At 29.7% G+C, this 26,497-nt stretch carries 25 protein-coding genes and 1 other annotated feature; all 25 genes read right to left on the bottom strand.

The features are described from left to right. Position 1: 1 nt before the first annotated feature. Entirely contained in the window at positions 2-1,345 is a 1,344-nt protein-coding gene (locus CPAL_RS02175; RefSeq protein WP_061857516.1) for a DUF512 domain-containing protein, read from the bottom strand. 200 nt (positions 1,346-1,545) lie between these two features. After that, entirely contained in the window at positions 1,546-3,243 is a 1,698-nt protein-coding gene (pnpS, locus tag CPAL_RS02170; protein ID WP_106024019.1) for a two-component system histidine kinase PnpS, read from the bottom strand. Between the two features lie 7 nt (positions 3,244-3,250). Further along, positions 3,251-3,949 carry a response regulator transcription factor gene (locus tag CPAL_RS02165; RefSeq protein ID WP_061857517.1) on the bottom strand — a complete coding sequence of 233 codons (699 nt, stop codon included), beginning with the start codon at positions 3,947-3,949 and terminating at the stop codon, positions 3,251-3,253. A gap of 17 nt (positions 3,950-3,966) precedes the next feature. Next, complete coding sequence (gene pgeF / locus CPAL_RS02160) at positions 3,967-4,677, bottom strand: peptidoglycan editing factor PgeF (protein ID WP_061857518.1); 711 nt, start codon at positions 4,675-4,677, stop codon at positions 3,967-3,969. Positions 4,678-4,786: 109 nt separating this feature from the next. Beyond that, positions 4,787-5,257 (bottom strand): transcriptional regulator NrdR, encoded by a 471-nt coding sequence (gene nrdR / locus CPAL_RS02155; RefSeq protein WP_061857519.1) that lies wholly within the window; start codon positions 5,255-5,257, stop codon positions 4,787-4,789. A gap of 65 nt (positions 5,258-5,322) precedes the next feature. Continuing rightward, a complete protein-coding gene (locus CPAL_RS02150; RefSeq protein WP_061857520.1) occupies positions 5,323-5,577 on the bottom strand; it encodes a YlmC/YmxH family sporulation protein in 255 nt (84 codons plus the stop codon). Between the two features lie 113 nt (positions 5,578-5,690). Then, positions 5,691-6,464 (bottom strand): RNA polymerase sporulation sigma factor SigG, encoded by a 774-nt coding sequence (gene sigG / locus CPAL_RS02145; protein ID WP_061857521.1) that lies wholly within the window; start codon positions 6,462-6,464, stop codon positions 5,691-5,693. 72 nt (positions 6,465-6,536) lie between these two features. Beyond that, complete coding sequence (gene sigE / locus CPAL_RS02140; RefSeq protein ID WP_061857522.1) at positions 6,537-7,244, bottom strand: RNA polymerase sporulation sigma factor SigE; 708 nt, start codon at positions 7,242-7,244, stop codon at positions 6,537-6,539. 15 nt (positions 7,245-7,259) lie between these two features. Continuing rightward, positions 7,260-8,054, bottom strand: coding sequence for a sigma-E processing peptidase SpoIIGA (gene spoIIGA / locus CPAL_RS02135; RefSeq protein ID WP_061857523.1), 795 nt, complete (start codon positions 8,052-8,054; stop codon positions 7,260-7,262). A 143-nt stretch (positions 8,055-8,197) separates the two neighbouring features. After that, positions 8,198-9,346, bottom strand: a complete 1,149-nt coding sequence (ftsZ, locus tag CPAL_RS02130) for a cell division protein FtsZ (RefSeq protein WP_061857524.1) — start codon at positions 9,344-9,346, stop codon at positions 8,198-8,200. 16 nt (positions 9,347-9,362) lie between these two features. Beyond that, entirely contained in the window at positions 9,363-10,616 is a 1,254-nt protein-coding gene (ftsA, locus tag CPAL_RS02125) for a cell division protein FtsA (RefSeq protein WP_061857525.1), read from the bottom strand. A gap of 207 nt (positions 10,617-10,823) precedes the next feature. Further along, entirely contained in the window at positions 10,824-11,879 is a 1,056-nt protein-coding gene (locus tag CPAL_RS02120; protein WP_061857526.1) for a type IV pilus twitching motility protein PilT, read from the bottom strand. 192 nt (positions 11,880-12,071) lie between these two features. Further along, complete coding sequence (sigK, locus tag CPAL_RS02115) at positions 12,072-12,788, bottom strand: RNA polymerase sporulation sigma factor SigK (protein ID WP_061857527.1); 717 nt, start codon at positions 12,786-12,788, stop codon at positions 12,072-12,074. 66 nt (positions 12,789-12,854) lie between these two features. Then, positions 12,855-14,528, bottom strand: a complete 1,674-nt coding sequence (locus CPAL_RS02110; RefSeq protein WP_106024011.1) for a penicillin-binding transpeptidase domain-containing protein — start codon at positions 14,526-14,528, stop codon at positions 12,855-12,857. 60 nt (positions 14,529-14,588) lie between these two features. Continuing rightward, positions 14,589-15,215: a uridine kinase gene (gene udk, locus CPAL_RS02105; RefSeq protein WP_061857529.1), complete on the bottom strand. Its 627-nt coding sequence runs from the start codon at positions 15,213-15,215 to the stop codon at positions 14,589-14,591. 2 nt (positions 15,216-15,217) lie between these two features. Continuing rightward, a complete protein-coding gene (locus tag CPAL_RS02100) occupies positions 15,218-16,441 on the bottom strand; it encodes a peptidase U32 family protein (RefSeq protein ID WP_061857530.1) in 1,224 nt (407 codons plus the stop codon). Then, on the bottom strand, positions 16,434-17,090 hold the full coding sequence (locus CPAL_RS02095) for an O-methyltransferase (protein WP_061857531.1): 657 nt from the start codon (positions 17,088-17,090) through the stop codon (positions 16,434-16,436). The genes CPAL_RS02100 and CPAL_RS02095 overlap by 8 nt, the downstream gene beginning before the upstream one ends. Positions 17,091-17,129: 39 nt before the next feature. Continuing rightward, on the bottom strand, positions 17,130-18,140 hold the full coding sequence (gene mltG / locus CPAL_RS02090) for an endolytic transglycosylase MltG (RefSeq protein ID WP_106024010.1): 1,011 nt from the start codon (positions 18,138-18,140) through the stop codon (positions 17,130-17,132). A 25-nt stretch (positions 18,141-18,165) separates the two neighbouring features. Beyond that, positions 18,166-19,986, bottom strand: coding sequence for a translational GTPase TypA (gene typA, locus CPAL_RS02085; protein ID WP_061857533.1), 1,821 nt, complete (start codon positions 19,984-19,986; stop codon positions 18,166-18,168). Between the two features lie 171 nt (positions 19,987-20,157). After that, positions 20,158-21,825 carry a ribonuclease J gene (locus CPAL_RS02080; protein WP_061857534.1) on the bottom strand — a complete coding sequence of 556 codons (1,668 nt, stop codon included), beginning with the start codon at positions 21,823-21,825 and terminating at the stop codon, positions 20,158-20,160. 51 nt (positions 21,826-21,876) lie between these two features. Continuing rightward, the gene (locus CPAL_RS02075; protein WP_106024009.1) at positions 21,877-22,332 is read right to left on the bottom strand and encodes a Fur family transcriptional regulator; all 456 of its coding nucleotides are present in this window, start codon (positions 22,330-22,332) and stop codon (positions 21,877-21,879) included. A 127-nt stretch (positions 22,333-22,459) separates the two neighbouring features. Further along, complete coding sequence (locus CPAL_RS02070) at positions 22,460-22,726, bottom strand: DUF1292 domain-containing protein (protein WP_061857536.1); 267 nt, start codon at positions 22,724-22,726, stop codon at positions 22,460-22,462. A gap of 47 nt (positions 22,727-22,773) precedes the next feature. Further along, the gene (gene ruvX / locus CPAL_RS02065; RefSeq protein WP_061857537.1) at positions 22,774-23,181 is read right to left on the bottom strand and encodes a Holliday junction resolvase RuvX; all 408 of its coding nucleotides are present in this window, start codon (positions 23,179-23,181) and stop codon (positions 22,774-22,776) included. 62 nt (positions 23,182-23,243) lie between these two features. Further along, positions 23,244-23,498, bottom strand: a complete 255-nt coding sequence (locus CPAL_RS02060) for an IreB family regulatory phosphoprotein (protein WP_061857538.1) — start codon at positions 23,496-23,498, stop codon at positions 23,244-23,246. An 88-nt stretch (positions 23,499-23,586) separates the two neighbouring features. Then, a complete protein-coding gene (alaS, locus tag CPAL_RS02055; protein WP_061857539.1) occupies positions 23,587-26,226 on the bottom strand; it encodes an alanine--tRNA ligase in 2,640 nt (879 codons plus the stop codon). A gap of 67 nt (positions 26,227-26,293) precedes the next feature. Beyond that, positions 26,294-26,486 (bottom strand) — a binding site (T-box leader). Positions 26,487-26,497: the final 11 nt, after the last annotated feature.

Raw genomic sequence — 26,497 nt, 5'->3', positions numbered from 1 at the left:
TTTATTCCTCCATACTGTTTTTATTTATTATATCTATCAAATCTTCTCCTGAGTAATCGCAAACTAAAATTTTTGAATTCAGTTCAGTTTCTAAATGCTCTACTGTTATATCATCAAGCATAACAAGTTCTTTATTATCACCTAGTTCATACCCTTTTCTAAACATATTGCTTGGCATTATAACATATTCATGAATTTCCTCTTTAGATAACTGCTCTAGTATGTCTTTTCCAGTTAAAAGACCTGCTACAGTTATAGTATCTCCGAAGAAATCATTTACTATCTTTTTTACATTTATAGCTATATTTTCATTGACACTCATTATCTTTTTTGCAGCAGTTAAAATTTCATTATAAGCAAGAGTGCCTGTTATTAGTGTATACTTACCCTTAATATTTTTTTTCAAGTCTTTTAAACTTCTATCTATATTGTCTCTAAAATATCTTATCATACCTACCCCATCTTCTAGTTGTTCAAATCCGCTGTAGAACTCATCACTTGGAATTTCTGCCTCAGCCAATACATAGAATTCATCAGATAATCTTACAAAGGGTTCTCCAACTTCTTTTATATACTTTTCTTGAAGTTTTCCAATCATAGCTATCTGTTCAGCTGCACTTTCTTTGTCAAATAATTTTAGTTCTACTAAATTATTTTGCTTTCTGAATTTTGTTACTCCAACAGGTACCACTGCTACATTGTTTATATAAGGATATAATTTATATAAATCTTCTATGGTTCTTTTAAGTTCTTCACCATCATTATATTCTGGACAAAGAACTATTTGACTATTCATTTTTATCTTGGCATTAGCTAATTTCTTAAGCCTTTCATATATATTCCCGGCAAATTTATTATTCATCATTTTTCGCCTTAATTCAGGGTTTGTAGTATGAACAGATACATTTACTGGACTAATTCTATACTTTATAATCCTATTTATATCTTCATCACTCATATTAGTCATTGTTATAAAATTTCCTTGTAAAAAGGATAATCTAGAATCATCATCTTTAAAATAAAGCGTATCTCTCATACCCTTTGGAAGTTGGTCTATAAAACAAAATACACACTTATTATGACAACTTCTTGGCCTATCCATCATAGGGTCTTTAAATTCTATGCCTATATCTTCTCCATAATCTTTTTCTATTTGTATTTCCCAAATTTCTCCATCTTTTCTCTTTTCTACTTCTAAAACCACGTATTCATCTACTATTAAATATTTATAATCTATAATATCTTTGATCTTATTATTATTAATGCTTAATAGCTTATCGCCTGCCTCTATTCCTACTTCTTCAGCAATGCTTCCACTTACCACATTTGAAATTTCATTTAACATTTTTCCCTCCATATATTTTTTACCATTTGCTATTTCATTAAAATATCTTATCATTAATATAATTACTACGTCAAGATTTGACAAGCTTAATTAAAGCATCATATTACAATACAAATAAAAAAGCAGAATAACTGTCAGATTATTAAAAAATCCCATGTAAATAACATGGAATTTTTGAGTAACCTGACAGCATATGATGTCTATTTTAAAGGTATTTTAACTATAAATTTTGTCCCTTTTCCAATTTCACTTTCTACAAATATTTCACCCTTAAAGCTTAAAATTATATGTTTTACAATAGCAAGACCTAAACCAGTTCCACCTCTCGCTCTCGATCTTGCCTTGTCTACTCTATAGAACCTTTCAAATAATCTAGGAATATGTTCTTCAGGAATCCCTACCCCAGTATCTTCTATAGTAATGACACATACATTTTCTTCACTCTCGCATTTAATTAATACAAAGTCACCATTTTCAGAGTACTTTATTGCATTATCTATAAGATTTATTAACATTTGCTTAAACTTATCTTTATCACCTGTTATTGTTACATCTTTATTGCATTCAGTTTGCAATTTTACACCCTTTTTATCTGCTGTGTTTTTCATAAGATTATATACATCAATTATAGCCTCAGTGACATCAATATCTTCTTTTACCTTAAATTCTTTATGCTGTTCAAGATCTGATAAAATTAAAATATCACTTATTAATCTTGTTAACCGATCTGTTTCATCATTAATTATAGATAAAAATTTTTCTCTTGTATTCTTATCTTCTACATATTTTAATGTTTCTGCAAAGCCTTTTATAGAAGTTAAAGGAGTTTTTAATTCGTGAGATACATTAGCCACAAATTGACTTCTCATATTCTCTAATCTTTTAATATCTGTAATATCCTGAACTACAGCAACTGTTCCTATACGCCTTTTATTACTTATTATATCAGCAGTTTTTACCTTTAAGTTTTTTTTCTCTGGCCGCGATATTTGTATTTCTTTATTATCTTCACTATTTTTAAATATTTCTTCTAATTCATAGTCATTTACAAAATCCATTAAACTTTTTCCTATAATATCTTCTTTTATTCCAAATATCTTTTGAGCATATGGATTTATGATAATTACTTTATATTCTTTATCTACAGCTATAACTCCGCTATCCATACTTTTTAGTATAGATTCTAATTTATTCTGTTTTTCTAAAGAATCTTTTAATGTATATTGTAACTGATCTGCCATATGATTAAAGGTTTTGGCTAACTGTCCTATCTCATCTTGAGATACTATATTAACTCTTCTATCATATTCACCCTTTGCAATTCTAAATGTTATAAATTCTAATTCTTTTAAAGGTTTTACAATAACGTAAGATAATTTAGATGAAAAGAGTACAGAAACAAAAAACACTATCCCTAGTATAACTAAATAATATTTTAAATGTGTTCCTTGGAGTCCTATAACCACTTCCATAGGTGTAGAACTACATATTATATATCCATTATTAAAAGATGTTGCATAGTACAGCATAGTCTTTTGTAAAGACTTACTATATCTAATGCTATACCCATATCCTTGTTTTCTTGCATCTAGTATCTCTTTACTTAAGTCATGATTATCCATATTCTCATATAAACCCTCAGAATCTTTTAATACTACCCCATTTTTATCAATTAGTGTTACTCTAATACTAGATTTGCTAAAGCTATTAAAATATTTATCAATATCTAGAATGCTTTTTGATTCTATCATTTTAATGATTAGTTCATTGTTACACTTTAAGTTTCTTTTTATAATCTCCTCCTGTTGATAATTTATCATAATTATATAAAGAGGAGTTATTAAGATTAAACTCAATATTACATTACTTAAAATAGAGAGTGTAAGTTTATTTCTCATGTTCATATTATTCACCTGGATTAAATCTATATCCTATTCCTCTTACAGTTTCAATAAACTTTGGATTTTTATCATCATCCTCAATTTTTTTTCGTAAATGTCTGATATGAACATCTACATTTCTTGTTTCTGCTACATAATCATATCCCCATACCTTATCAAATAAAAAATCTCTAGTCATAACTCTTCCTTTATTTTTTATTAATACTTCAAAAAGTTCAAATTCCTTCAAAGTCAAATCTATTTTTTTTCCGCTTTTTATTATTTCATGTTTTTCGAAATTTATTGTTATATTGCCGAACTTATATATATTATCAATAATGCCTTGAGATTTACTTCTTCGAAGAACAGCTTTTGTTCTAGCTATTAGTTCCCTAATAGAAAATGGTTTTGTAATATAATCATCTGCTCCTAACTCTAATCCTAGGATCTTATCAACCTCTTCTCCTTTAGCAGTTATCATTATAATAGGAATATGAGAAGTAAGGCTATTCTTACGCATTTCCTTGCAGATCTCATATCCATCTATTCCTGGAAGCATTAGATCAAGTAGTACTAATTGTGGTAGTTCACTTTCTATAAGCTTAAGTGCCTCAATTCCATCGCTTGCACAAATAACCTTATATCCACTACTTTCTAAATTAAATTTTATAAGTTCTTGTATATGCTCCTCATCGTCTACAATTATAATCTTTTCTTCCGCCATATACCTGCCTCCTTAATTTACTTCATAAATATAAATGAAAACATTCGCTTGTTACATTCTTTATCTCTTCTATAAGAATATAAAGAATAAGCTTGATTACAATAAGTACATATATCTAATTTTGTAATATTACGTAATATTACTCCTCTATTAATTAATTGCTTTATAATACATTTCTGTAAACTTAAATTTCTTCCGTGCGATATATTTGTATCTCTATATATTTGCTGTTTTTTAAAGTCTCTAATTAAATCCTCGCTAACTTCATAACAGCATTCCATGTTATGAGGTCCTATATACACTCTCAAATCCTCAACTTTAGTATTATATTTTAAAATCATCTTATCTATAGTTTTCCCAACAATGCATTTTTTAGTTCCTTTCCATCCGCTATGTATAGCAGCAATAACCTTTCTATTTTTGTCATATACTAATACGGGTACACAATCTGCAGTAAATACTCCTATACCAATATTTTTTCTATCAGTAATAATAGCATCACCATCACAAATTTTTCCATCATATACATGAACTATATCACTATGAATTTGATTCAAATAGCCTATATTTTTTAGATTAAACCATTCCTTTAGTTTTTCTAAATTTTTTATGCCATCATCTGTATTCTTATTAAAATTTAAATTATTTTTTCCTGTTGAAAAATATCCATAAAAATTCTCGTCTTTAAATTCTAAAAATTCATATCCATGTATAATTTTATTTATCATAATCACACCTCTTTATTATATTTTAACATTAATTATCTTCTAATTTAAAATACTTAATTACATTCTAATCTTATTAACATCAATTAACATATTATAAATTAAAAATGCCCTAAATTTTAGGACATTTTTTATCTGACATAAGATTTTTAATTTCTTCAATAAAAGTATTAATATCTTTAAACTGTCTGTATACTGAGGCAAATCTAACATAGGATACTTCATCAATATTTCTCAATTTTTCCATAACCATTTCTCCTATAAATTCAGATTTAACTTCAGTTAACATATCATTACTTAATCTCTTTTCAATTTCATCTGCAATACCATCAATTTCCATTCTTGAAACCGGCCTTTTTTGGCAAGCCTTTAATAACCCATTTATTATTTTAGACTTATCAAAATATTCCCTGTTAGAGTCTCGTTTTATAACTAATACAGGGATGTCCTCAATTTTCTCATATGTAGTATATCTTTTACTGCACTTTAGGCATTCTCTTCTTCTTCTAATTGCCTTATGATCCTCTGTGGATCTAGAATCAACTACTTTACTTTCTTCAAATCCACAAAATGGACACTTCAAGTTATCACGTCCTTCTTAGCATAGTATACATTATATATTATACTATTTTTCTACAATTATTACTACTACTTCTCACCTAAAACAGCCTCTTCTAAATTTACTAACAATACATCGACCCCTATTTTGACTATTCTATTCCAAGGTATTTCTAGGTCTTTACTTTTAGAAAGCCACGAACTCTTTTCTCTAGGAATAACTATGGAAATTATTTTATAATCCACACAGTCTATTATCAAATCTTTTATGTATCCCAACTTTGAACCTGTGTTAATATCTATAACTTCCATAAGCTTCAAACTATTTATGGAATATAAAGGCATAAAACCATCTCCCTATTATTCTATTATATATTCTTACTTAAAGTATATGTACAAGCATTCCTAAATATTATAATAAATATTTATGCTTAAAAATTAAGAGCCCTTGCAGGCTCTTATACGTATTTTCTCATATGTTTTAATGCGGTTTTCTCCAGTCTAGAAACTTGAGCTTGAGAAATTCCTATTTCATCTGCTACTTCCATTTGAGTTCTTCCTTGAAAAAATCTCATATTCAATATTAACTTTTCTCTATCATTTAATTTTTTCATTGCTTCTTTAATCGATATATTTTCAATCCAGCTATCATCAACACTTTTGCTGTCACTTATTTGATCCATTACATATAGTGCATCTCCACCATCATGATATATAGGCTCAAATAATGATACTGGATCTTGTATTGCATCTAGTGCAAACACAACTTCTTCTCTTGGAATATTTAATTCATTAGCTATCTGTGACACTGTAGGCTCCTTATTTTCTCTATTTATTAATTTATCCCTTACCTGAAGAGCCTTATATGCTATATCTCTTAAAGATCTGCTTACTCTAATAGAATTATTATCCCTCAGATATCTTCTTATTTCTCCTATTATCATTGGAACTGCATAAGTAGAAAATTTAACATTTTGGCTTAAATCAAAATTATCAATTGCTTTTATAAGCCCAATACATCCTACCTGAAATAAATCATCTACATTTTCGCCTCTATTATTAAATCTCTGAATTACACTTAAAACAAGCCTTAGGTTTCCTCTTATAAATTTTTCTCTTGAAGCATTGTCACCATCCTTCATCTTTAATAATAGTTCTTTCATTTCTTTTTCTTTTAAGACTGGCAATTTTGCAGTATTTACCCCACATATCTCCACTTTGTTTATCATCATAAATATCAGCTCCCTCAGAGTAGTCGCATTTAAAGTATCTCCTTAGGAGTATTTTTTTATACTATGGACAACCTATACCATTTTACTAATTTCTTTTTTTAATCTTTTTATTATTCGCTTTTCTAATCTAGAAATATATGACTGTGATATTCCTAGTAAATCTGCAACTTGTTTTTGAGTTTTTTCTCCCTTTCCAGTCAATCCAAATCTTAATTTTATAATTTCTTTTTCTCTATCGCTTAATTTTTTCATAGCTATAAATAGAAGCTGCTTATCCACTTCATCTTCAATTAAATTGTATACAATATCATTATCAGTACCTAAAATATCTGATAAAAGCAACTTGTTACCATCCCAATCTGTATTTAAAGGCTCATAAAAAGATATCTCAGATTTAACCTTATTGTTTCTCCTTAAATACATTAGTATCTCATTTTCTATGCATCTGGATGCATATGTAGCTAATTTAATCTTCTTTCCTGGATCAAATGTATTAACTGCTTTAATGAGCCCTATAGTTCCAACAGATATTAAATCTTCTACAAGAACTCCGGAATTTTCAAATTTTCTGGCTATATATACCACTAATCTTAAATTTCTTTCAATAAGCACAGTTCTGACACTATCATCACCAGCCATAATCTGGGACACTAAATTTTCTTCCTCTTCCTTAGAAAGCGGAGGTGGCAATGCATCATTTCCACCTATAAAATATACAGTTTTAAAAAACATCTTAAACTTTGCAAGTATTCTATTAAAAAATACCTTTAATTTAATCAAAACTCTCACTCCTCCTTAAAGAATTCCTCTAGACAATAATGCATTATAATCCCTTACTTCACTAATCATATTATTACATAATGCTACAATTACTTCTTTTTGTTCAATTCCATTATCACTATGTATATTAATGTATTTTGGCTTAAATCCTTCTAACATTCCGCTAAACCCATTGATAACTTTATATGGTATATAAAATTTATCCTTTGATTTTATTTCCAAGTCATTTAAAGCCTCTTTTTCTACTATCATAACAGGTAAGTTTGTGACAGGTTCTCTCAGTTCATTTCCTGTATCTAAGAAAGCTCTTACTTTTCTTACATCACTATTAGTAACAATATCTACCTCATATATTAAACTAGCTATTTCTCTTCTATCTTGCACATACACTACTATTCTATGTATGAAAATATAAATCAACATAATTGATGAAAGCAAAATCTTATACGAAAATTTGTTGATAATAATATTTGTGTTCATACTATTATTTATTTCTATAAAAATACACAATCCAGCTAACAGCATAGAATATAATATGAATATCAACACTGCTTTAAATAAAACTAATACTTTCTTTTTTCTAAATAGTATTAAAATCATAGCTATAGCTGTAATACACTTTAGCGGTATATAAAATAAGTACTTAGATTTGGTATATAGTGCAACTACAGCATATAAAGTTCCCAGCATAGATGATATGACTAAATATCTTGCTTTTGTCCTAATCTTAATCGTTTGAGATGTAATATAAAGCAAGAAAAAGTTGACTATAAAATTTTCAATAACAAACACATCTAAATATATTACCAACTCTCTTCCCCCTTTAAGAAATATTATATAACTAATATTTTCAAAATTTTGTCATTTTGTATACTAAACTTTTTGTTTTGTACTCCATTTATTTACAATTACTGCAAAAAAAATAAAAGGTACTAATTAGTACCTTTTAAAATTTATCTATGATGATATCTTCTTAAAAAAGCTGGAACTTCTAAATCATTTTGATCATATTCCTTTGTAGCTGCAACTTCTTCAAAAGATGTCCTGCTTCTTTCTCTTTCCGCTGTTCTTCCTCTATCTTCATATCTAGCAAAGGCATTATCCTTTTGTACAGTAGGTTCTGCTACTCTTTTTGTATCTTCCATAGCTTTCTCTTCAAATCCTGTTGCAATAACTGTAATTCTTATCTCATCTTTTAAATCTTCATCGATTACAGCACCAAAAATAATATTAGCATCTGGATCTGCAGCTTCTTGAACTATTTCAGCAGCTTCATTTATTTCTAATAATCCTAAATCTGCTCCTCCTGTTACATTTAATAAAACACCAGTTGCTCCTATAATCGATGTCTCCAAAAGAGGACTGGATATTGCTTGTTTTGCTGCTTCTTGAGCTCTGCTATCCCCTGAAGCTCTACCTACTCCCATATGAGCAAGTCCCTTATCAATCATTATTGTCCTTACGTCTGCAAAGTCTAAATTAACCAGACCTGGAATTGTTATTAAATCTGATATACCTTGAACACCTTGTTTCAAAACATCGTCTGCATATCTAAAAGCTTCCACTAAAGAAGTCTTTTTATCAACCATGCTTAATAGTCTTTCATTTGGAATGGTAACTAATGTATCCACCGTTTCTTTTAATTCCTTAATTCCCATTTCTGCATGAAGCATTCTTTTTCTGCCTTCAAAAGGAAAAGGCTTAGTTACAACTCCCACTGTTAGTATTCCCATAGACTTTGCAATTTCAGCAACTACAGGGGCTGCCCCAGTTCCTGTACCTCCTCCCATACCAGCCGTTATAAATACCATATCTGCTCCCTTAATAGCTTGAGCAATTTCATCTTTGCTTTCTTCTGCTGCCTTTCTTCCTACCTCTGGATTAGCTCCTGCTCCTAACCCCTTAGTCAATTTATCTCCTATTTGAATCTTGAGTGAAGCTTGTGAGACAGCAAGTGCTTGTTTATCAGTATTTATACCTATAAACTCTACATTTTTAAGTCCCTCTTTTATCATTCTGTTAACAGCGTTATTACCACCGCCACCACATCCTATTACCTTTATTTGAGCAAATTGTTGAACTTCAACATCAAAATCTAGCACAATATTTACCTCCCTGTTAAAAAAACTCTGTAAAAAATTCTCTTATTTTTGATAAAAAATTGTCTCCGTTTTCTTTCTTTTTACTATTATTATTTTTAGTTTTTTTAATTACGTATTTTTCAACCTCTTCAACATTTTTGTCTATCCTTAATGTACTTATTACATCTTTTATAATACCAACTACTGTAGTGTATACTGGGCTTGCAGCTCCAGTATACATAGGAGATCCAATTCTTAATGACTTGTCCAAAATCATAGAAGCAAATCCGTTAATGCCTTTAAACTGCGCTAATCCACCTCCGACAATGACTACTCCTGATATGTCATTATAGTAATTGCTCTCCTCTAATTTTTTCTTTGCATAATATAATATTTCTTCAGATCTAGCTTCTATTATATCTTTTAATAAATTAGAATCTATGTCTATAGAACTATCGTATCCTGCATTGACCTTAATTAGTGCATCATTATTTTCTTTGTTACTAGTGAGATCACCATATTTTATTTTTAGCCTTTCTGCCTCCAAAAATGGTACCTTTAAGCATATTGATATATCATTTGTAATATTATCTCCTCCGAGAGGTATCATATCAGTATAACAAAGATTTCCCCTCTTATAAACAGATACATTGGTTGTTTGCGCTCCAACATCAATAAATGCTATCCCCATATTCAATTCTTCTTTTTTGGAAACAGCTTGGGCAATAGCTTGTTGTTGAAGCACTTCTCCTAAAATACCTATTCCTGCCTTATTAATACTTTTCCTAAGATTATTTATTATAGTACTTTGCGCTGTAACTACTTGAGCATCTACTTCTAATCTCATACCGCTCATTCCAATGGGCTCAATTATGTTATCATATCCATCAACTATGTATTGCTGAGGTACCACTCCAATAATCTCCTTATCAGATGATATTGGAATTAATTTGGCTGCTTCAATAACCCTCATTACGTCATTTTCTTTTATTTCTTTATCATCAGATGATACTGCTACTATTCCCTTATTCCAGATTAGCTCACTTATTCCTGCTGGTAAAGTTACATAAACATCAGAAATACTTATATCTACCATTCTCTCCAAGTTTGTAATACACTCTTTAATTGACTGAGAGGTACTATCTATATCTACTACAACTGACTTTTTTAGTCCTTTGCATTTTACAGAAGTAATTCCGACTATACGAATTTCTCCACTACTATCTACCTTCCCAACAGCACCATATACATTTGATGATCCAATATCAAGTCCCACTATATATTCGTGCATTTGGATTTCCCTCCCTTATAGAAGTCCCTTTTATGTATATATTCAACACAAAAAACTATTTCCCTTTTAATTTTAATAATTTTGTTTTAAACTCTTTCTGTAAAATGAACAATAAAATTCATATTATTCAATTTAATTCCAAAACGCCTTCTATAATTCAATACCATTTTAACATAAATATTTTTTTTATACTATATTATTTTTATTTTATAATCCTATCATTCTTTTTACCATATCCTTATCCACAGAGTAAATCAAGGCATCCTCGTAAGATATTAATTTATTTCTATATAATTCAGTTATACTCATGTCCATAGTTTTCATACCATATTTGCTTCCAGTTTGAATTGACGACTGAATTTGATGAGTCTTTCCTTCTCTTATTAAATTTTGTATAGCAGAATTAGAAATCATTATTTCAAGTGCAGCTACCCTGCTCCTTTCATCGCATCTAGGTATTAATTGCTGGGAAATAACTCCTTGTAATACAGCTGATAATTGAATTTTTATTTGCTGCTGCTGATGAGGAGGAAATACATCTATTATTCTATCTATAGTTTTTGCTGCTCCTATTGTATGTAGAGTAGATAACACCAAATGACCAGTTTCAGCGGCAGTTATGGCTATGGAAATAGTTTCTAAATCTCTCATCTCTCCTACCAGAATTACATCTGGATCCTCTCTTAAAGCCGCTCTCAATGCTGTCTTATAAGACATTGTATCTCTTCCTACTTCTCTTTGATTAATTATAGATTTATTGTGTTTATGAAGAAATTCTACTGGATCCTCTAATGTTATAATATGTGCTGATCTTGAGTTGTTTATTTCATTTATCATTGCTGCAAGAGTAGTACTTTTCCCACTTCCTGTAGGCCCAGTAACTAATACAAGACCTCTTTGCTTACCAGATAATTCTTTTATAATAGCTGGCATTTTTAATTCGCTCAATGTTGGAACCTTTAGAGATACAGCTCTTATAGCAACAGCATCACTACCTCTTTGTTTATACGCATTAACTCTGAATCTCCCAACTCCAGACAGTGATAAAGAAGTATCAATATCTCCCTCTTTATCATATTTATCAAAAAGCTCCCCCAAAATTTCTTTTACATATATCTTAGTGTCATTAGCTGATAATTTTTCAGTTCCTACCCTTACTAATTCTCCATTTATTCTAAGTATCGGTGGAGCCCCTACAGTCAAATGTAAATCTGAAGCATTCTCCTTTATTGTTTTTAATAAAAGCTCATTTAAAGATATCAATTATGTTTCCCTCCTAATTTATAACAACTTTATAACAACATTTTTATACAATTTTTCTATTATATCAGAAACTGTACATATAAAAATATATTTATTTTTCGTAATTATTTAATAAAATTTTATACCTAAAAATATGTTATATTATTATAATTGTAACATAAAAAATCTGGCTCCAAAGTGCCAGAATAATAGTTATTTATTTTTTAGATTGCCATTACTTGAATTAAACTCTTTATACATTTTCTTTAAAGCCCTTTTTTCTATTCTAGATACATAAGATCTAGATATATCTAAAAGTGCTGCTATTTCTCTTTGAGTTCTAGGCTTTCCATCTGTAAGACCATATCTCATTTTAATAATTATTTTTTCTCTATCTGTCAGGCATTTATTAATTTTATCATATAGTTTCTTGACTTGCATCCTATTTTCAACAACTTCAATTACCGAATCTTCTTCACTGCTTAAAACGTCCATAAGTGAAATCTCATTTCCCTCTTTATCAACCCCTATAGGATCTTGAAGATATACTTCACTTTTTATCTTTTTAGTATTTCTAATCAGCATTAATATTTCATTTTCGATACATCTTGCAGCATATGTGGCAAGCCTAGTTCCTTTAGATGTATCAAAAGAATCAATTGCTTTAATAAGACCAACTGTACCTATAGAAATTAAATCATCAATATCCTTATGAGGATATGAATATTTTTTCACAATATGAGCTACCAGTCTGAGATTTCTCTCCACTAATATACCTTTAGCTAATGGATCCCCTTCTTTAAGTTTTGTTAAATAGTACTTTTCTTCCTTTTCATCTAAAGGCTGAGGAAATGAAGTCCCATTGCTTACATATGCAGTTAATAAAGTCATGTTATCAATCATATTAAGTAAGTAATTAATAAGAAACACAGGGATATCCTCCTAACAGTGCTTATTACTATAATATGATTGAAACATGAAAATTTGCATGTACACCTAAAATTTCTTTAAATAATCATAATTTTCTTCAACTACTTTTTTAAATATAGGTACAGCTGATCCTGAAGCATTTACATCCTTTCCTATATTCTGAACAAATACAACCATAGAATAATATTTTTCATTTACTTTAAAAAATCCAACAAACCACCCATCATAATATTCTTTTGTCTCATCTTTTTTTTCAATTCTTGTTGATGTCCCTGTTTTCCCTCCTAATTCTACATTGGCAATATAGGCTCCTTTTCCTGTACCCTCCTTACTATTTACAACTTGAATCATTTGATTTTTCATTATATTTGCTGTACTTTCATTAATTACTCTTCTTCTTTCCACAGGAATTTTTTCTATAATATTGTTATCTTTATCAACATATCCTTCTAATATATGTGGTTTAACATAAACTCCATTATTAACAACAATAGTAGGTATACTAATTGATTCTATAGGAGTTATTCTAGTTTTTTGACCTATATATGCTTGAAAACTATCTCCGCTATCATCTGTAGTATCTTTAACATTTAGTTCTAAATTTCCATTTTGTTCAGAATCAAATCCTAAAACTTTTTCATAAAAACCATGTTCCTTAGAAAGTTTATCTATATTTTTTATACCTACATCTTTACCTATTTGCACAAAAATATTATTAGAAGACTTTATAAAAGCTTGTTTGGGATTTTTATCTTCTCTATCTTCATGTTCTTCGAAGATTCCTCCGAAATTCTTGTGCTTATATACATGATTTAAAGATATAGTATTAGTTTCTATCCCAGCCTCTTCTACAATGACCTTAAATATGGAACCTGCATAAAAACCATTTTGAGTAGTGACTCCTAAATTTATATTAGGTTTACTGTCATCTTTCTGTACCATAGCTCTGATCTTTCCACTATCTGCTTCCATCAAAATTACTCCTATTTGTTCATATTTATTAAAAGGTTTGGAATTAATAATATCTTTTATCTTTAGTTGAAGATTTTTATCTAAAGTAGTTCTAACATTTAAATTTTTTAGAGGCTTGGTAAAAAATTCATTAGTTATATATCCATTTACATCTTTACTAAAAACCTGATATGTGTATTCGTTATTTTTGGTCTTATCTGCTATTGTCATTTCAATAGAATCTTTAGACTTTTCTTTTAGTTTATTATCTTCATTCTTCTTAGTATTAGTTATAAGATTCTCTATATTCCACCAACCATTATCCCTATTGACAGCTGAATATTTATATACATAAAACCCATTGACTCCTTTAATATTTTTAAGTTTGTAGTATGTGTCTTCATCTATTCTCCATCTTATCTTTTGGTTTTTATTCTCCTTTAATTCCTTTTCTATATTATAATTGCTATTGTAATTCTTAAGAATAATTTTTAATGCTTCTAATTCATCTTTTTTTGCATAATTGTTATTTATCAAATAAGTATACGGATCTATAACGGCATAATATTCAATATTATATATTAATAAGTCCCTTCCTTTACAATCTAGCAATAAATAATTCAATTCAGAGGCTTTCTCCTTATACTGATACTGATTTTCAGCCATTGCTTCTAAATTTTTGCTACTAAAATACTGATAATTTACTATCCTAGAAATTAGCACTAAAAATAAATATAAAAAAGTCATAAAAACTATATAGCATCTTTTCTTTATATTTTTGCTAGTCATTAAAAAACACCCCTTCTAGCTAAATTATAGCCTAGATAGAGGTGCTTTATTCTAAAACTGCTATTTATTTTCAAAAAGAACTTGTTTAATTTTTGATACCATGATATCAATTGCTACTTTATTTTGCCCACCTTCTGGTATTATAATATCTGCATACTTCTTAGTTGGCTCTATAAACTGAGTATGCATAGGTTTTACCACATTTAAATATTGTTCTACTACAGACTCTATGGTCCTGCCTCTTTCTCTAATATCTCTTAATATTCTTCTTATAATTCTTACATCATCGTCCGTATCTACATAAATCTTTATATCCAACAATTCTCTTAATTTTGGATCTTGAAGTAGCATAATCCCCTCTATGATTATTATATCCTTTGGTTCAACCTTTACTGTTTCTTTTCGCCTATTATGCTCTTTAAAATCATAAATCGGTTTATATATCGCTTGATCATTAAGAAGCATTTTTAAATGTTCTATCATAAGATCTGTATCAAAAGCATTTGGATGATCATAATTAGTTTTAGTTCTTTCTTCAAATGTTAAATGGCTTTGGTCTTTATAATATGAGTCTTGTTCTATAATAGCAATACAGTCCTCGCTAAAACTTTTATAAATTTCATTAGCTACAGTACTTTTCCCAGAACCTGTTCCTCCAGTGATTCCAATTAGTATTGGTCTTCTCATATTTATTTCTCCTTAGCTTTTATGAGTATATCATTTTCCATTAAGTCTTTATCTGTAATAGCAGTAAAAATCATTTGTCCCGTGCGGGCTGCATCTATATCTTTACCATTTTTGTCTTTCATATTATTTAGAGTTACCTCAAAACTATCTCCTACAGGTCTTAAAACTTCAACAGTATCTCCGTTAAATACTCTATTCTTTTGCTCTATAGTTGCTATAGAATTTTCTATATCATATTTTTTAACTACACCAACAATATCATATTCTCTGATATAAGCTGAAGAATCATAGATTTGTTTATCTTTTTCTCCAAAATAAAATCCTGTAGAATACTGTCTATGACTAGGCCTATTTAAATATTCCATCCATTTTGGATTAAATTTATATTCTTTAGGATTTTCAAAATATGCATCCACTGCCTCTCTATAAGCTTTTACTACAGATGCTACATAAAAGGCACTTTTCATTCTTCCCTCTATTTTGAAAGAATCAATTCCTGTATCTAAAAGTTCAGGTATATGCTCTATCATACATAAATCTTTAGAATTAAATATATAAGTTCCTCTCTCGTCTTCTTCTATTGGAAAAAATTCTCCTGGCCTTTTTTCCTCTACTATATTATACTTATACCTGCAAGGCTGAGCACATTCTCCCCTATTAGAATCTCTACCTGTCATGTAGTTTGATAATAGGCATCTTCCAGAATAAGCCATGCACATAGATCCATGAACAAAGGCTTCTAATTCACAAGTATCTGGTAATTTTTTTCTAAGTTCTTTAATTTCTTCAAGTGATAACTCTCTAGCTAGTACTATTCTTTTAACTCCATTTTTATGCCAAAATTCTGCAGACTTGTAATTTACATTATTAGCTTGTGTGCTTAAATGCAATTCTAAATTAGGTACTACTTCTCTAGCAGTCATTATAATTCCTGGATCAGATACTATTATAGCATCTACTCCTATCTCGTATAATTCCTTTAAATAATCTTCTAATCCAATTAAATCTTCATTATGAGCAAATATATTTACGGTTACATATACTTTTTTATTTCTACTATGCGCATAATCTAATCCCTGCTTTAGTTCGTCTATACTAAAGTTATCAGAAAAGGCTCTTAGATTTAATCTACTTCCTCCTAGATAAACAGCATCTGCTCCAAAATTAATAGCAGTAATTAATTTTTCTAAATTCCCAGCCGGAGCCAATATTTCTGGTTTACGCATCTGTTTCCCTCCTTGTGGTAATCGCAATACCATCTCCCATAGGTATTACTGATGTTATTAAATTTTTATCTTTAGATATCATATCCAAATAACTTCTCATTCTCTTAACTATTGTGATCTTTCTTCTTTCAACCAATTCATCATTAGCTACCATTCCTCTAAACAACACATTATCAGCTATTATAATACCTTTAGGATTTAATAACCTCATACAATGAGGAAAGAATTCACTATAGTGCCCTTTCCCTGCATCCATAAAAATCATGTCATATTTGTCATCTAGATTAGATAGTACTTCTAAACAATCCCCTTCCAATATATTTATTTTATCTTGAAAATTGTATTTAATTATATTACTTTTAGCTATATCTATCATCTTCTTATCTCTTTCAATAGTGGTAATTTTGCTTTTATTATTTGATGCTATACTCATTAGAATAGCTGAATATCCTATAGCCGTTCCTAACTCTAAAATTTTTTGTGGTTTCTGAAAGCTCACCATGAATTTTAAAAAATTACCTACTTCCTTTTGTACAATAGGTATATGCTCCTTTTCAGCAAAATCTTCTAATTCTTTTAAAATACCAACTTCTTCTTTAATCAGTGTTCTTATATAATTAGTCATGTAATCATGCGTTACTCCACTCATTCAACATCCTCCAAAATCATATGGGATTCAGAATATAAACTATTTAATAGTGCTTTTATATCGTTTTTTAGCCTTTAAAAAATCGTTATAATTATCTGTAAAATAATGCTTTTTATTATCTTCTAAAACATAAAATATATAGTTAGTATTATCTGGATTTAAAGCTGCTTCTATTGATAATCTTCCTGGGCTGCAAATAGGTCCAGGTGGTAATCCTTTAACTTTATACGTATTATAAGGTGAATTTATTTTTAAATCCTTATAATATAATTTTTCTTTATGCTCTCCTATAGCATACAATACTGTAGCGTCTACTTCTAATTTCATATCTTTTTTTAACCTATTATTTATTACAGAAGCTATTTTAGCTCTATCTTCATCAATTCTAGCTTCCTTTTCTATAATAGAAGCTAAAGTTATAACCTCAGAAATATTAGAGATTTCTTTTCGATTTTTATTTTTTATATCCTCAATAATATTCTCAAATCGAGTTAACATTTTATTAATTATATCTTTACCAGAACTTCCTCTTTTTAATTCATAAGTATCTGGAAATAAAAATCCTTCTAATCCATATAAAACTTTAGAATTAGATTTTATATATTTTGGCAACTTATATTCCTTACAGCTTTTTATAAAATTTTCCTTTGTTATAATGCCATTTTTCTCTAGTACCTCAGCTATATCTTCTATTGTGTATCCTTCTGGTATGGTTATTTTAACTATATTTTTAGCTTTACTTCCACTGTTTAATATTTTTACGAATTCCTCTATTGATATATCTGAATCCACATCGTATTCCCCAGGCTTTATCTTTGTATCTAGTTTTTTACCCTTTACATACAGCTTAATTATAGAACTATTTTTTATGAGTTTTTGACTTCTTAAATTTCCTATAACATTAAATAAGGAATCACCATCATTTACAACAACAGATATACTATCTGTTGTGGCAGTAAAAGGATGTCTAATACTTTTTACAGCATAGAATCCAAGTGAAAATAAAGTCAAAACTACTAAAACTATAAAAATCCCCTTTAGTTTCTTCATTTCGCCACCCTATAAAAATTATTATCTATTTTCTTGAAGCTCTTTTTCTTTCTACGCTATCTAAAATCCTTTTTCTCATTCTTATATTCTTAGGAGTAATCTCAACAAGTTCATCAGAAGCAATAAATTCAATACACTGCTCTAAGCTCATTGGAACTACAGGGACAAGTTTTAAAGCATCATCTGAACCTGAAGCTCTTGTATTACTTAAATGCTTTTTCTTACACACATTTACATCTATATCTTCTGCTCTTGAGCATTCCCCAACTATCATTCCTGCATAAACTGGAGTGCCTGATGTTATAAATAATCTTCCTCTTTCCTGGGCATTAAATAATCCATACGTAACAGCTTCTCCTGTTTCGAAAGCTACTAATGATCCTCTTGTTCTTTCAGGAATATCTCCTTTAAAAGGCTCATATCCATCAAAAACATGGTTCATTATACCATTTCCTCTTGTATCAGTCATAAATTCGCTTCTAAACCCGATAAGTCCTCTTGCAGGTATTCTGAATTCGAGCCTTGAATATCCATTAACTGCAGACGTCATGTTCACCATTTCCGCTTTTCTTGGTCCTAACTTTTCCATAACCACACCCATGAATTCTTCTGGCACATCTATAGTTAAAAATTCAATAGGTTCAAGCTTTCTTCCATTTTCCTCATGAAATATTACGGATGGTTTTGAAACTTGAAATTCATAACCTTCTCTTCTCATAGTTTCAATTAGAATTGAAAGATGTAATTCTCCTCTACCACTTACCTTAAAAGAATCAGGTGAGTCAGTTTCTTCAACTTTTAAACTTATATTAGTTTCTAATTCTTTAAAAAGTCTGTCTCTTAAATGTCTTGATGTTATATATTCTCCGTCTTGACCTGCAAATGGTGAATCATTAACCATAAAATACATACTTAAAGTAGGTTCATCAATTTTTACAAATGGTAAAGCCTCTGGATTAACTGGATCAGCAATTGTTTCTCCAATATTTATATCTGTTATACCTGATACTGCAACTATATCGCCAAGTTTTGCCTCCTCTACTTCTTCCCTTTTTAATCCATTATACACATACAAATTAGAAACTTTTACATTTCTTTTATTCCCATTATTTTGAATTACCGTTACTTGCTGATTTTTTTGTATAGTTCCCCTTTCAATCTTTCCTATAGCTATTCTTCCTACATATTCATTATAATCAATGGTCGTAACTAAAAGTTGAAGTGGTTCACTTAAATATCCTGTTGGTGCTTTTACATTCTTGATTATTGTATCAAATAAAGGTTCCATATTGTCACTTGAATCATTAAGCTCTTTTTTTGCATATCCTGATTTTGCTGATACATATACTATAGGGAAATCCAGCTGTTCATCATCAGCACCTAGTTCTACAAATAAATCGAAAACTTCATCAATGACTTCATTAGGTCTTGCATTTGGCTTATCTATTTTATTTATTACAACTATAGGTTTTAAATCTAATTCTAATGCCTTTTTTAATACGAACTTAGTCTGTGGCATAGGTCCCTCATATGCATCTACAACTAAAATAACACTATCTACCATCTTTAGAACGCGTTCAACCTCTCCTCCAAAATCAGCATGTCCTGGAGTATCTACTATATTTATTTTAACGCCATTATAATATACAGCTGTATTCTTAGATAGTATTGTTATACCTCTTTCCTTCTCTAAATCGTTAGAGTCCATAACCCTTTCCTCTACTTTTTGATTATCTCGAAATACGTGACTCTGCTTAAGCATAGCATCTACTAATGTAGTTTTGCCATGGTCAACGTGAGCAATAATGGCTATATTTCTTATGTCATTTCTTGTAAATAAACTCATTATATTTCCTCCAAACTTTCTATGTTCCTATTATTTGTAATTTATATTATTAATAAATTATAAAAAAATTGGATACTAATTAGTATCCAATTTTACATTTAACATATCTATTCTAATGCTATACAATTAAAAAGTCAACAATTGTATATTTTTATCATTATTTAGCGTAATTTACACTTCCATAATAATTGGAAGTATCATAGGCTTTCTTTTTGTTTTTTCATATAAAAACATTCTTAAAGCTTCTTTTACTTTAGATTTTATAACAGCCCACTCAGTAGTATGCTTTTCTTCACATTCTCTCAAAGCATCTCTCACTATAATTCTAGCCTCTTCCATTAAATCTTCAGATTCTCTTACATAAACAAAGCCTCTTGAAATTATGTCTGGACCTGCTATAACTTTTCCATCCTCTTTAGCAATAGTCACAACTACTGTCAAAATTCCATCTTGAGATAAATGTTTTCTGTCTCTTAATACTATATTTCCTACATCCCCAACTCCTAATCCATCTACGAAAACTTGACCTGCAACAACACTTCCAGTTTTTTTAATATTATCTTTGCTTACTTCTATAACTTCTCCATTTTCGCATATAACTATATTATTTTCAGGCATTCCAAGTTTCATTGCAAGTTCTGAATGTTGCTTTAACATTCTATATTCTCCATGTACTGGTATAAAAAACTTAGGTTTTACTAATGTATGCATTAATTTTAGCTCTTCTTGACAAGCATGACCTGAAACATGCACATCTGCTAAAGCTTCATATATAACATTTGCACCTTGCTTAAATAATTGATTTATAACTTTAGAAACCAGCTTCTCATTTCCTGGTATAGGACTTGCTGAAATAATAACCATATCTCCTTCTACTATATTTACTTTCTTATGGTCTGAAGAAGCCATTCTTGAAAGCGCTGACATTGGTTCTCCTTGGCTTCCTGTGGTTATTATGGTTATCTTGTCGTTAGGATACTTTTTAACCTCATCTATACTAATGAGACTATTTTTCTCGCACTGCAAATATCCAAGTTCTAGAGCTACAGCCACTATATTTTCCATACTTCTTCCAGATACAGCAACCTTTCTTCCAAATTTAGACGATGCTGTGATTATCTGTTGAATTCTATGGACATTTGATGCGAATGTTGCAACAATTATTCTTCCATCAGCCTTAGCAAAAATATTTTCAAAAGTTTCACCTACAGTTCTCTCTGACATTGTATATCCTGGTCTCTCTACATTGGTACTATCAGCAAGCATCGCTATAACTCCTTTTTTACCAAGTTCTGCAAATCTTGCTAAATCCGCTACCTGACCATCTATAGGAGTATAATCAATTTTAAAATCACCTGTATGTAATACTATTCCTATTGGAGTATGAATTGCTATTGCTGTTGAATCTGCAATACTATGGCTAGTCCTTATAAATTCTACAGACATATTATCAAGTTTTATAATATCTTTAGGTTGTACACGACATAAAGTTGATGAACTTAATAGTCCACTTTCTTTTAATCTTGTTTCTACCATTCCAATTGTAAGTTTAGTTCCATATACAGGTACATTTACTTCTCTAAGAACATATGGTAAAGCTCCAATATGATCTTCATGACCATGAGTTAGGAATATGCCTTTGACTTTATCTCTATTTTTTAACAGATAACCTGTATCTGGTATCACAACATCTATTCCCAACATTTCATCATCTGGAAATTTAAGTCCGCAATCTACTACTATAATTTCATTTTTATATTCGAATACGGTCATATTCATTCCGACTTCATTCAATCCACCTAATGGTATGATTTTAATTTTATCTTTTTCTTTTTTCAATGTCTCCCCTCCTTTGATAAACAATTGTAAACATTATATAAATATAGATAATTATTTAATTTTAAAACATTCCTCACAAATCCCTAAAAATTTAACACTATGATTTTCAATTTTAAATTTATATTGTTTTTCAACATTTTTTTCAATTGCATCTAATAAGTCTTCTTCTACTTCAATTACTTTACCACATTTTCTACATATCAAATGATGATGCTGATGCACCTCATTTTCATCAATTAACTCATATCTATTACATCCATCGTCCAAATTTAACTTACTTAACAAACCAATTTCTTCTAAAAGCTGTATGGTTCTATATACTGTTGCTAATCCAATCTCAGGGCATTCCTTTTTTACAAGATCATATAATTCTTCTGCAGTAAGGTGTTTGCCTCTGTTTTCTATAACCATATTTACTACTGCTCTACGCTGAGGAGTTAATTTATACCCTTTTAGTTTTAATTGTTCCTTTAATCTTTCAACGTGCATTGGAGATGTTTTAGACATTATAATACCTCGTTTCCCTAATAAACACATATCTACTTTTATTTACTAAGCTATTAGCTTACAATCAGTTTAATACTAAATTGTTTTTTTGTCAATTGATAATCATTACTGCTAGTTAACAATTTACTTAATTTAATCTATCATCTTCTAAGCTTAGAGTCTCATAAGCTTCCTGTACCATTTGGAATTCGCTGTCATCTTCTATAGTAACAAACAAACTTTCTCCATTTTCATCTTTGTCTATTCTAAATGCAATTGCATCTGCTTCTTCATCATCTACTGGTGCAACGATTACATATTCTTTGTCTTCTATATCAAATTTCATTATGAGTTCAAATTCAACTTCATCTCCATTTTCATCTTTTAGTACTATTGTATTAAAATCATTTTCCATATTTGTTTTCTCCTTTCATATATTTTTTACATATAACTCTTATTATATTAAACACTGTCTAAATACCCTTGTAAAATATACGTCGCTGCCATTTTATCAACTATTTTCTTTCTTTTTGCTCTAGATAAATTAGCTTCTAACATAGCTCTCTCAGCAGCAGCTGTTGTAAGCCTTTCATCCCACATTTTAATTGGGATTTTCACCTTTTCTTTAAGAATATTGCAAAATTCTAATACTTTTTTCCCTTGCTCTCCAAGCGTACCATTCATGTTTTTAGGAAGTCCACAAACTATAGTTTCCACACTATATTCTTCACAAATTTTCTTTAACTCTGCTATATCATCGTCTTCCTTCTTTCTGTTGATAGTTGTAATTCCTTGCGCAGTAAGTCCTAATGGATCACTAACTGCCACTCCTATAGTTTTATCTCCTACATCTAACCCTAGTATCCTCATAAAGCTTCTCCTTAAAATTTATTATGTGTAATCTTAAAATAAAGATGCCCATAAGGGCATCTTTATTTAATTGACAAATAAACTTTTAGAACTTCCTCGAGAATCTCATCTCTCTCTAATTTTCTTAATAAAGCTCTCGCACCATTATAGTTTGTTATATAAGTAGGATCTCCTGAAATTAAATATCCAACTAACTGGTTAATAGGATTATATCCTTTCTCTTTTAAAGCATCATTAACTTCAGTTAATATTTTTCTAGTGAGCTCCTTCTTATTTTTTTGTATATCAAACTGCATAGTATCTTCATTAATGCTCATATTTGTCTCACCCCTTTTTTAAAGACATGCCGCACCAATACATTAACTTACTTAAACTTATTATAACCCAAAATCAATAAAAAGTATACTATTTTACTAATTTTTCCATAACTTTATCTACTTCTTTTATTGCTTCATCTACTTTTTCAGGAAGCTTTCCTCCTGCTTGTGCCATATCTGGTCTTCCTCCTCCGCCGCCGCCAGCTATTACCGATATTTCTTTTACTATTTTTCCACAATGAACTCCCTTATCAATTGTATCTTTTGTAGCCATTGCTAAAAATTGTACCTTATTATTATTTATGCTTCCAAGAACAACTACTCCACTGCCTATTTTATTTTTTATCTTATCTCCAAGATTTCTAAGAGCTTCTCCATCAACATCTTTTAGAACTCCAACAGCATATTTTACTCCATTTATTTCTTTAACATTTTTTAATATTTCATCCTCTGCCCCACTAGCAAGTTTTGACTTTAGCACTGCTATTTCCTTATCTTTTTCTTTTATTTCGCCAGCTTGCTGGTTTAATTTCATTATTATATCTTTTTCTGAACATTTTAATACTTCAGAGATTTCTTTTAATAATTTCATTTTGCTTTCTATCAATTCTAAGGCTTTAGCTCCTGTTACGGCTTCAATTCTTCTTATTCCAGCTGCTATACCGCTTTCTGACACTATCTTAAACAATCCTATTTTTCCTACGTTGCTAGTATGAGTTCCTCCGCAAAGTTCTACGCTAAAATCTCCAATACTAACCACTCTTACCTTATCTCCGTATTTTTCATCAAATAAAGCCATAGCACCAGAATTTCTAGCCTCATCCAAAGTCATTTCTTCTGTGTTCACATTATTTAATTTTAAGATTTCTTTATTTACTAAATCCTCTATATTCTTTAATTCTTCTTCAGTTACAGCTGCAAAATGTGTAAAGTCGAATCTTAGTCTTTCATCATCTACAAATGAACCTGATTGATGTACATGATCTCCTAATACCTTACGTAATGCTGCGTGTAATAGATGAGTAGCACTATGATTATTAGCAATTTTTTGCCTTCTCTCTTTATCAACCTTTAAAGTTACTTCTGCATTTAAATTCACACTGCCTTTAACTACTTCTACAAAATGAACTGTTTTTCCTCCTATATTCTTTTTACAATCTTCTACTTTAGCAGTAAAATTATCATTAAAAATTATACCCTTATCTCCTACTTGACCTCCCATTTCTGCATAGAAAGGAGTTTCTTCTGTAACTATTACTCCTTTTGTTCCTTCTTCTATAGAATCCACAAATGCATCATCTTTTATAAGGGTTTTTATATTTGATTTTAATTCTAAAGTATCATATCCTTTAAATCTTGTTTCTATTTCAGAAGGTATTGTATCAATTATTTTTATATCTGTTCCCATATAAGTATTTTCTTCCCTAGCAGCCCTAGCTCTTTCTCTTTGTACTTTCATTTCTTCATTAAATCCATCAATATCAATGGCTATTTCCTTTTCTTCTAATATTTCTTGAGTAAGTTCAAGTGGAAATCCATAAGTATCATATAACTTAAATACCTTATCACCAGATAAAACTTTTTGATTGCTTTTATGAACTTCTTCTATATATTCTTTTAGTATCTCCATTCCAGCATCTATAGTTTCACTAAATCTTTCTTCTTCAATAGAAATAACCTTTTTAATATAATCAATTTTTTCTTTTAATTCCGGATAAGCTTCTCCTGAATTTTCAACAACTGTATCTACTATTTTATGTAAGAATATGTCTTCTATTCCAAGTAATTTTCCATGTCTTGCAGCTCTTCTCAATAATCTTCTTAAAACATATCCTCTTCCCTCATTAGAAGGTAGTATTCCATCACTTATCATAAAAGTTATACTTCTTACATGATCTGTTATTATTCTCAATGATACATCTTTCGATTTATCTTCTCCATACTTAATTCCACATAATTCTGAGACTTTTTCTAGTATACTTTTTATAGTATCCACTTCAAATATAGTATCTACTCCTTGCATAATAGTAGCCATTCTTTCAAGCCCCATACCTGTATCAATATTAGGAAAAGCCAATTTATTATAATTTCCATCTTCATCTTTATCAAATTGAGTAAATACTAAGTTCCAAAATTCAACTGCTCTGTCATTATCAGATTTTTCTACAAAATCCTCTACAGATACAATCTCACCTTCATCTTTATAATAATGTATTTCAGAACAAGGCCCGCAAGGTCCTACTCCATGCTCCCAAAAATTATCTTCTTTTCCTAGTCTAAATATATGTTTAGGATTAACATCTGTTTTAGATGTCCATATTTCATAAGCTTCATCATCTTCTAAATAGATAGTTACATAAAGCCTGTCCTTAGGTATTTGTAAAACTTCAGTTACATATTCCCAAGCCCATGGAATTACTTCATTTTTAAAATAATCTCCAAACGAAAAATTTCCCAGCATTTCAAAGAAAGTAGCATGTCTAGATGTCTTTCCTACATTTTCAATATCTCCTGTTCTTACACATTTTTGACAAGTAGTAATTCTTTTATTTGGCGGTGTTTGTAGCCCTGTAAAATATGGTTTCAATGGAGCCATACCAGCATTTATAAGCAAAAGACTTTTATCATTTTTAGGTACTAGTGAAAAACTTGGAAGCCTCAAATGATTTTTGCTTTCAAAAAATCTTAAATACGATTCTCTAATTTCATTTAATCCCATTTTTTTCATTTTTTATTTACCTCCATTTACTTTAGTCATTTATGTAGAATATTAAACAAAAAAACCTTCAATCCCACTAAGGGACGAAAGTTTCCGCGGTACCACCCTACTTATATAAATACATAGTCATATATTTGCTATGTATTAAATATCTCTCAAACATTTATAGCTCCTAGACAGCTTCAATGACCTATATCAAGAAGTTTTCACCAACCACTTCCTCTCTTTATGATATGACAGCCTTTACTCCTTCTAATCATCGCATTATAGTATAAAATTT

The organism is Clostridium thermopalmarium DSM 5974, assembly GCF_002995795.1.
Taxonomy (GTDB): domain Bacteria; phylum Bacillota; class Clostridia; order Clostridiales; family Clostridiaceae; genus Clostridium_H; species Clostridium_H thermopalmarium.
The sequence above is the reverse complement of the archived record's forward strand: the minus strand, read 5'-3'. Positions and strand labels throughout refer to the sequence as shown.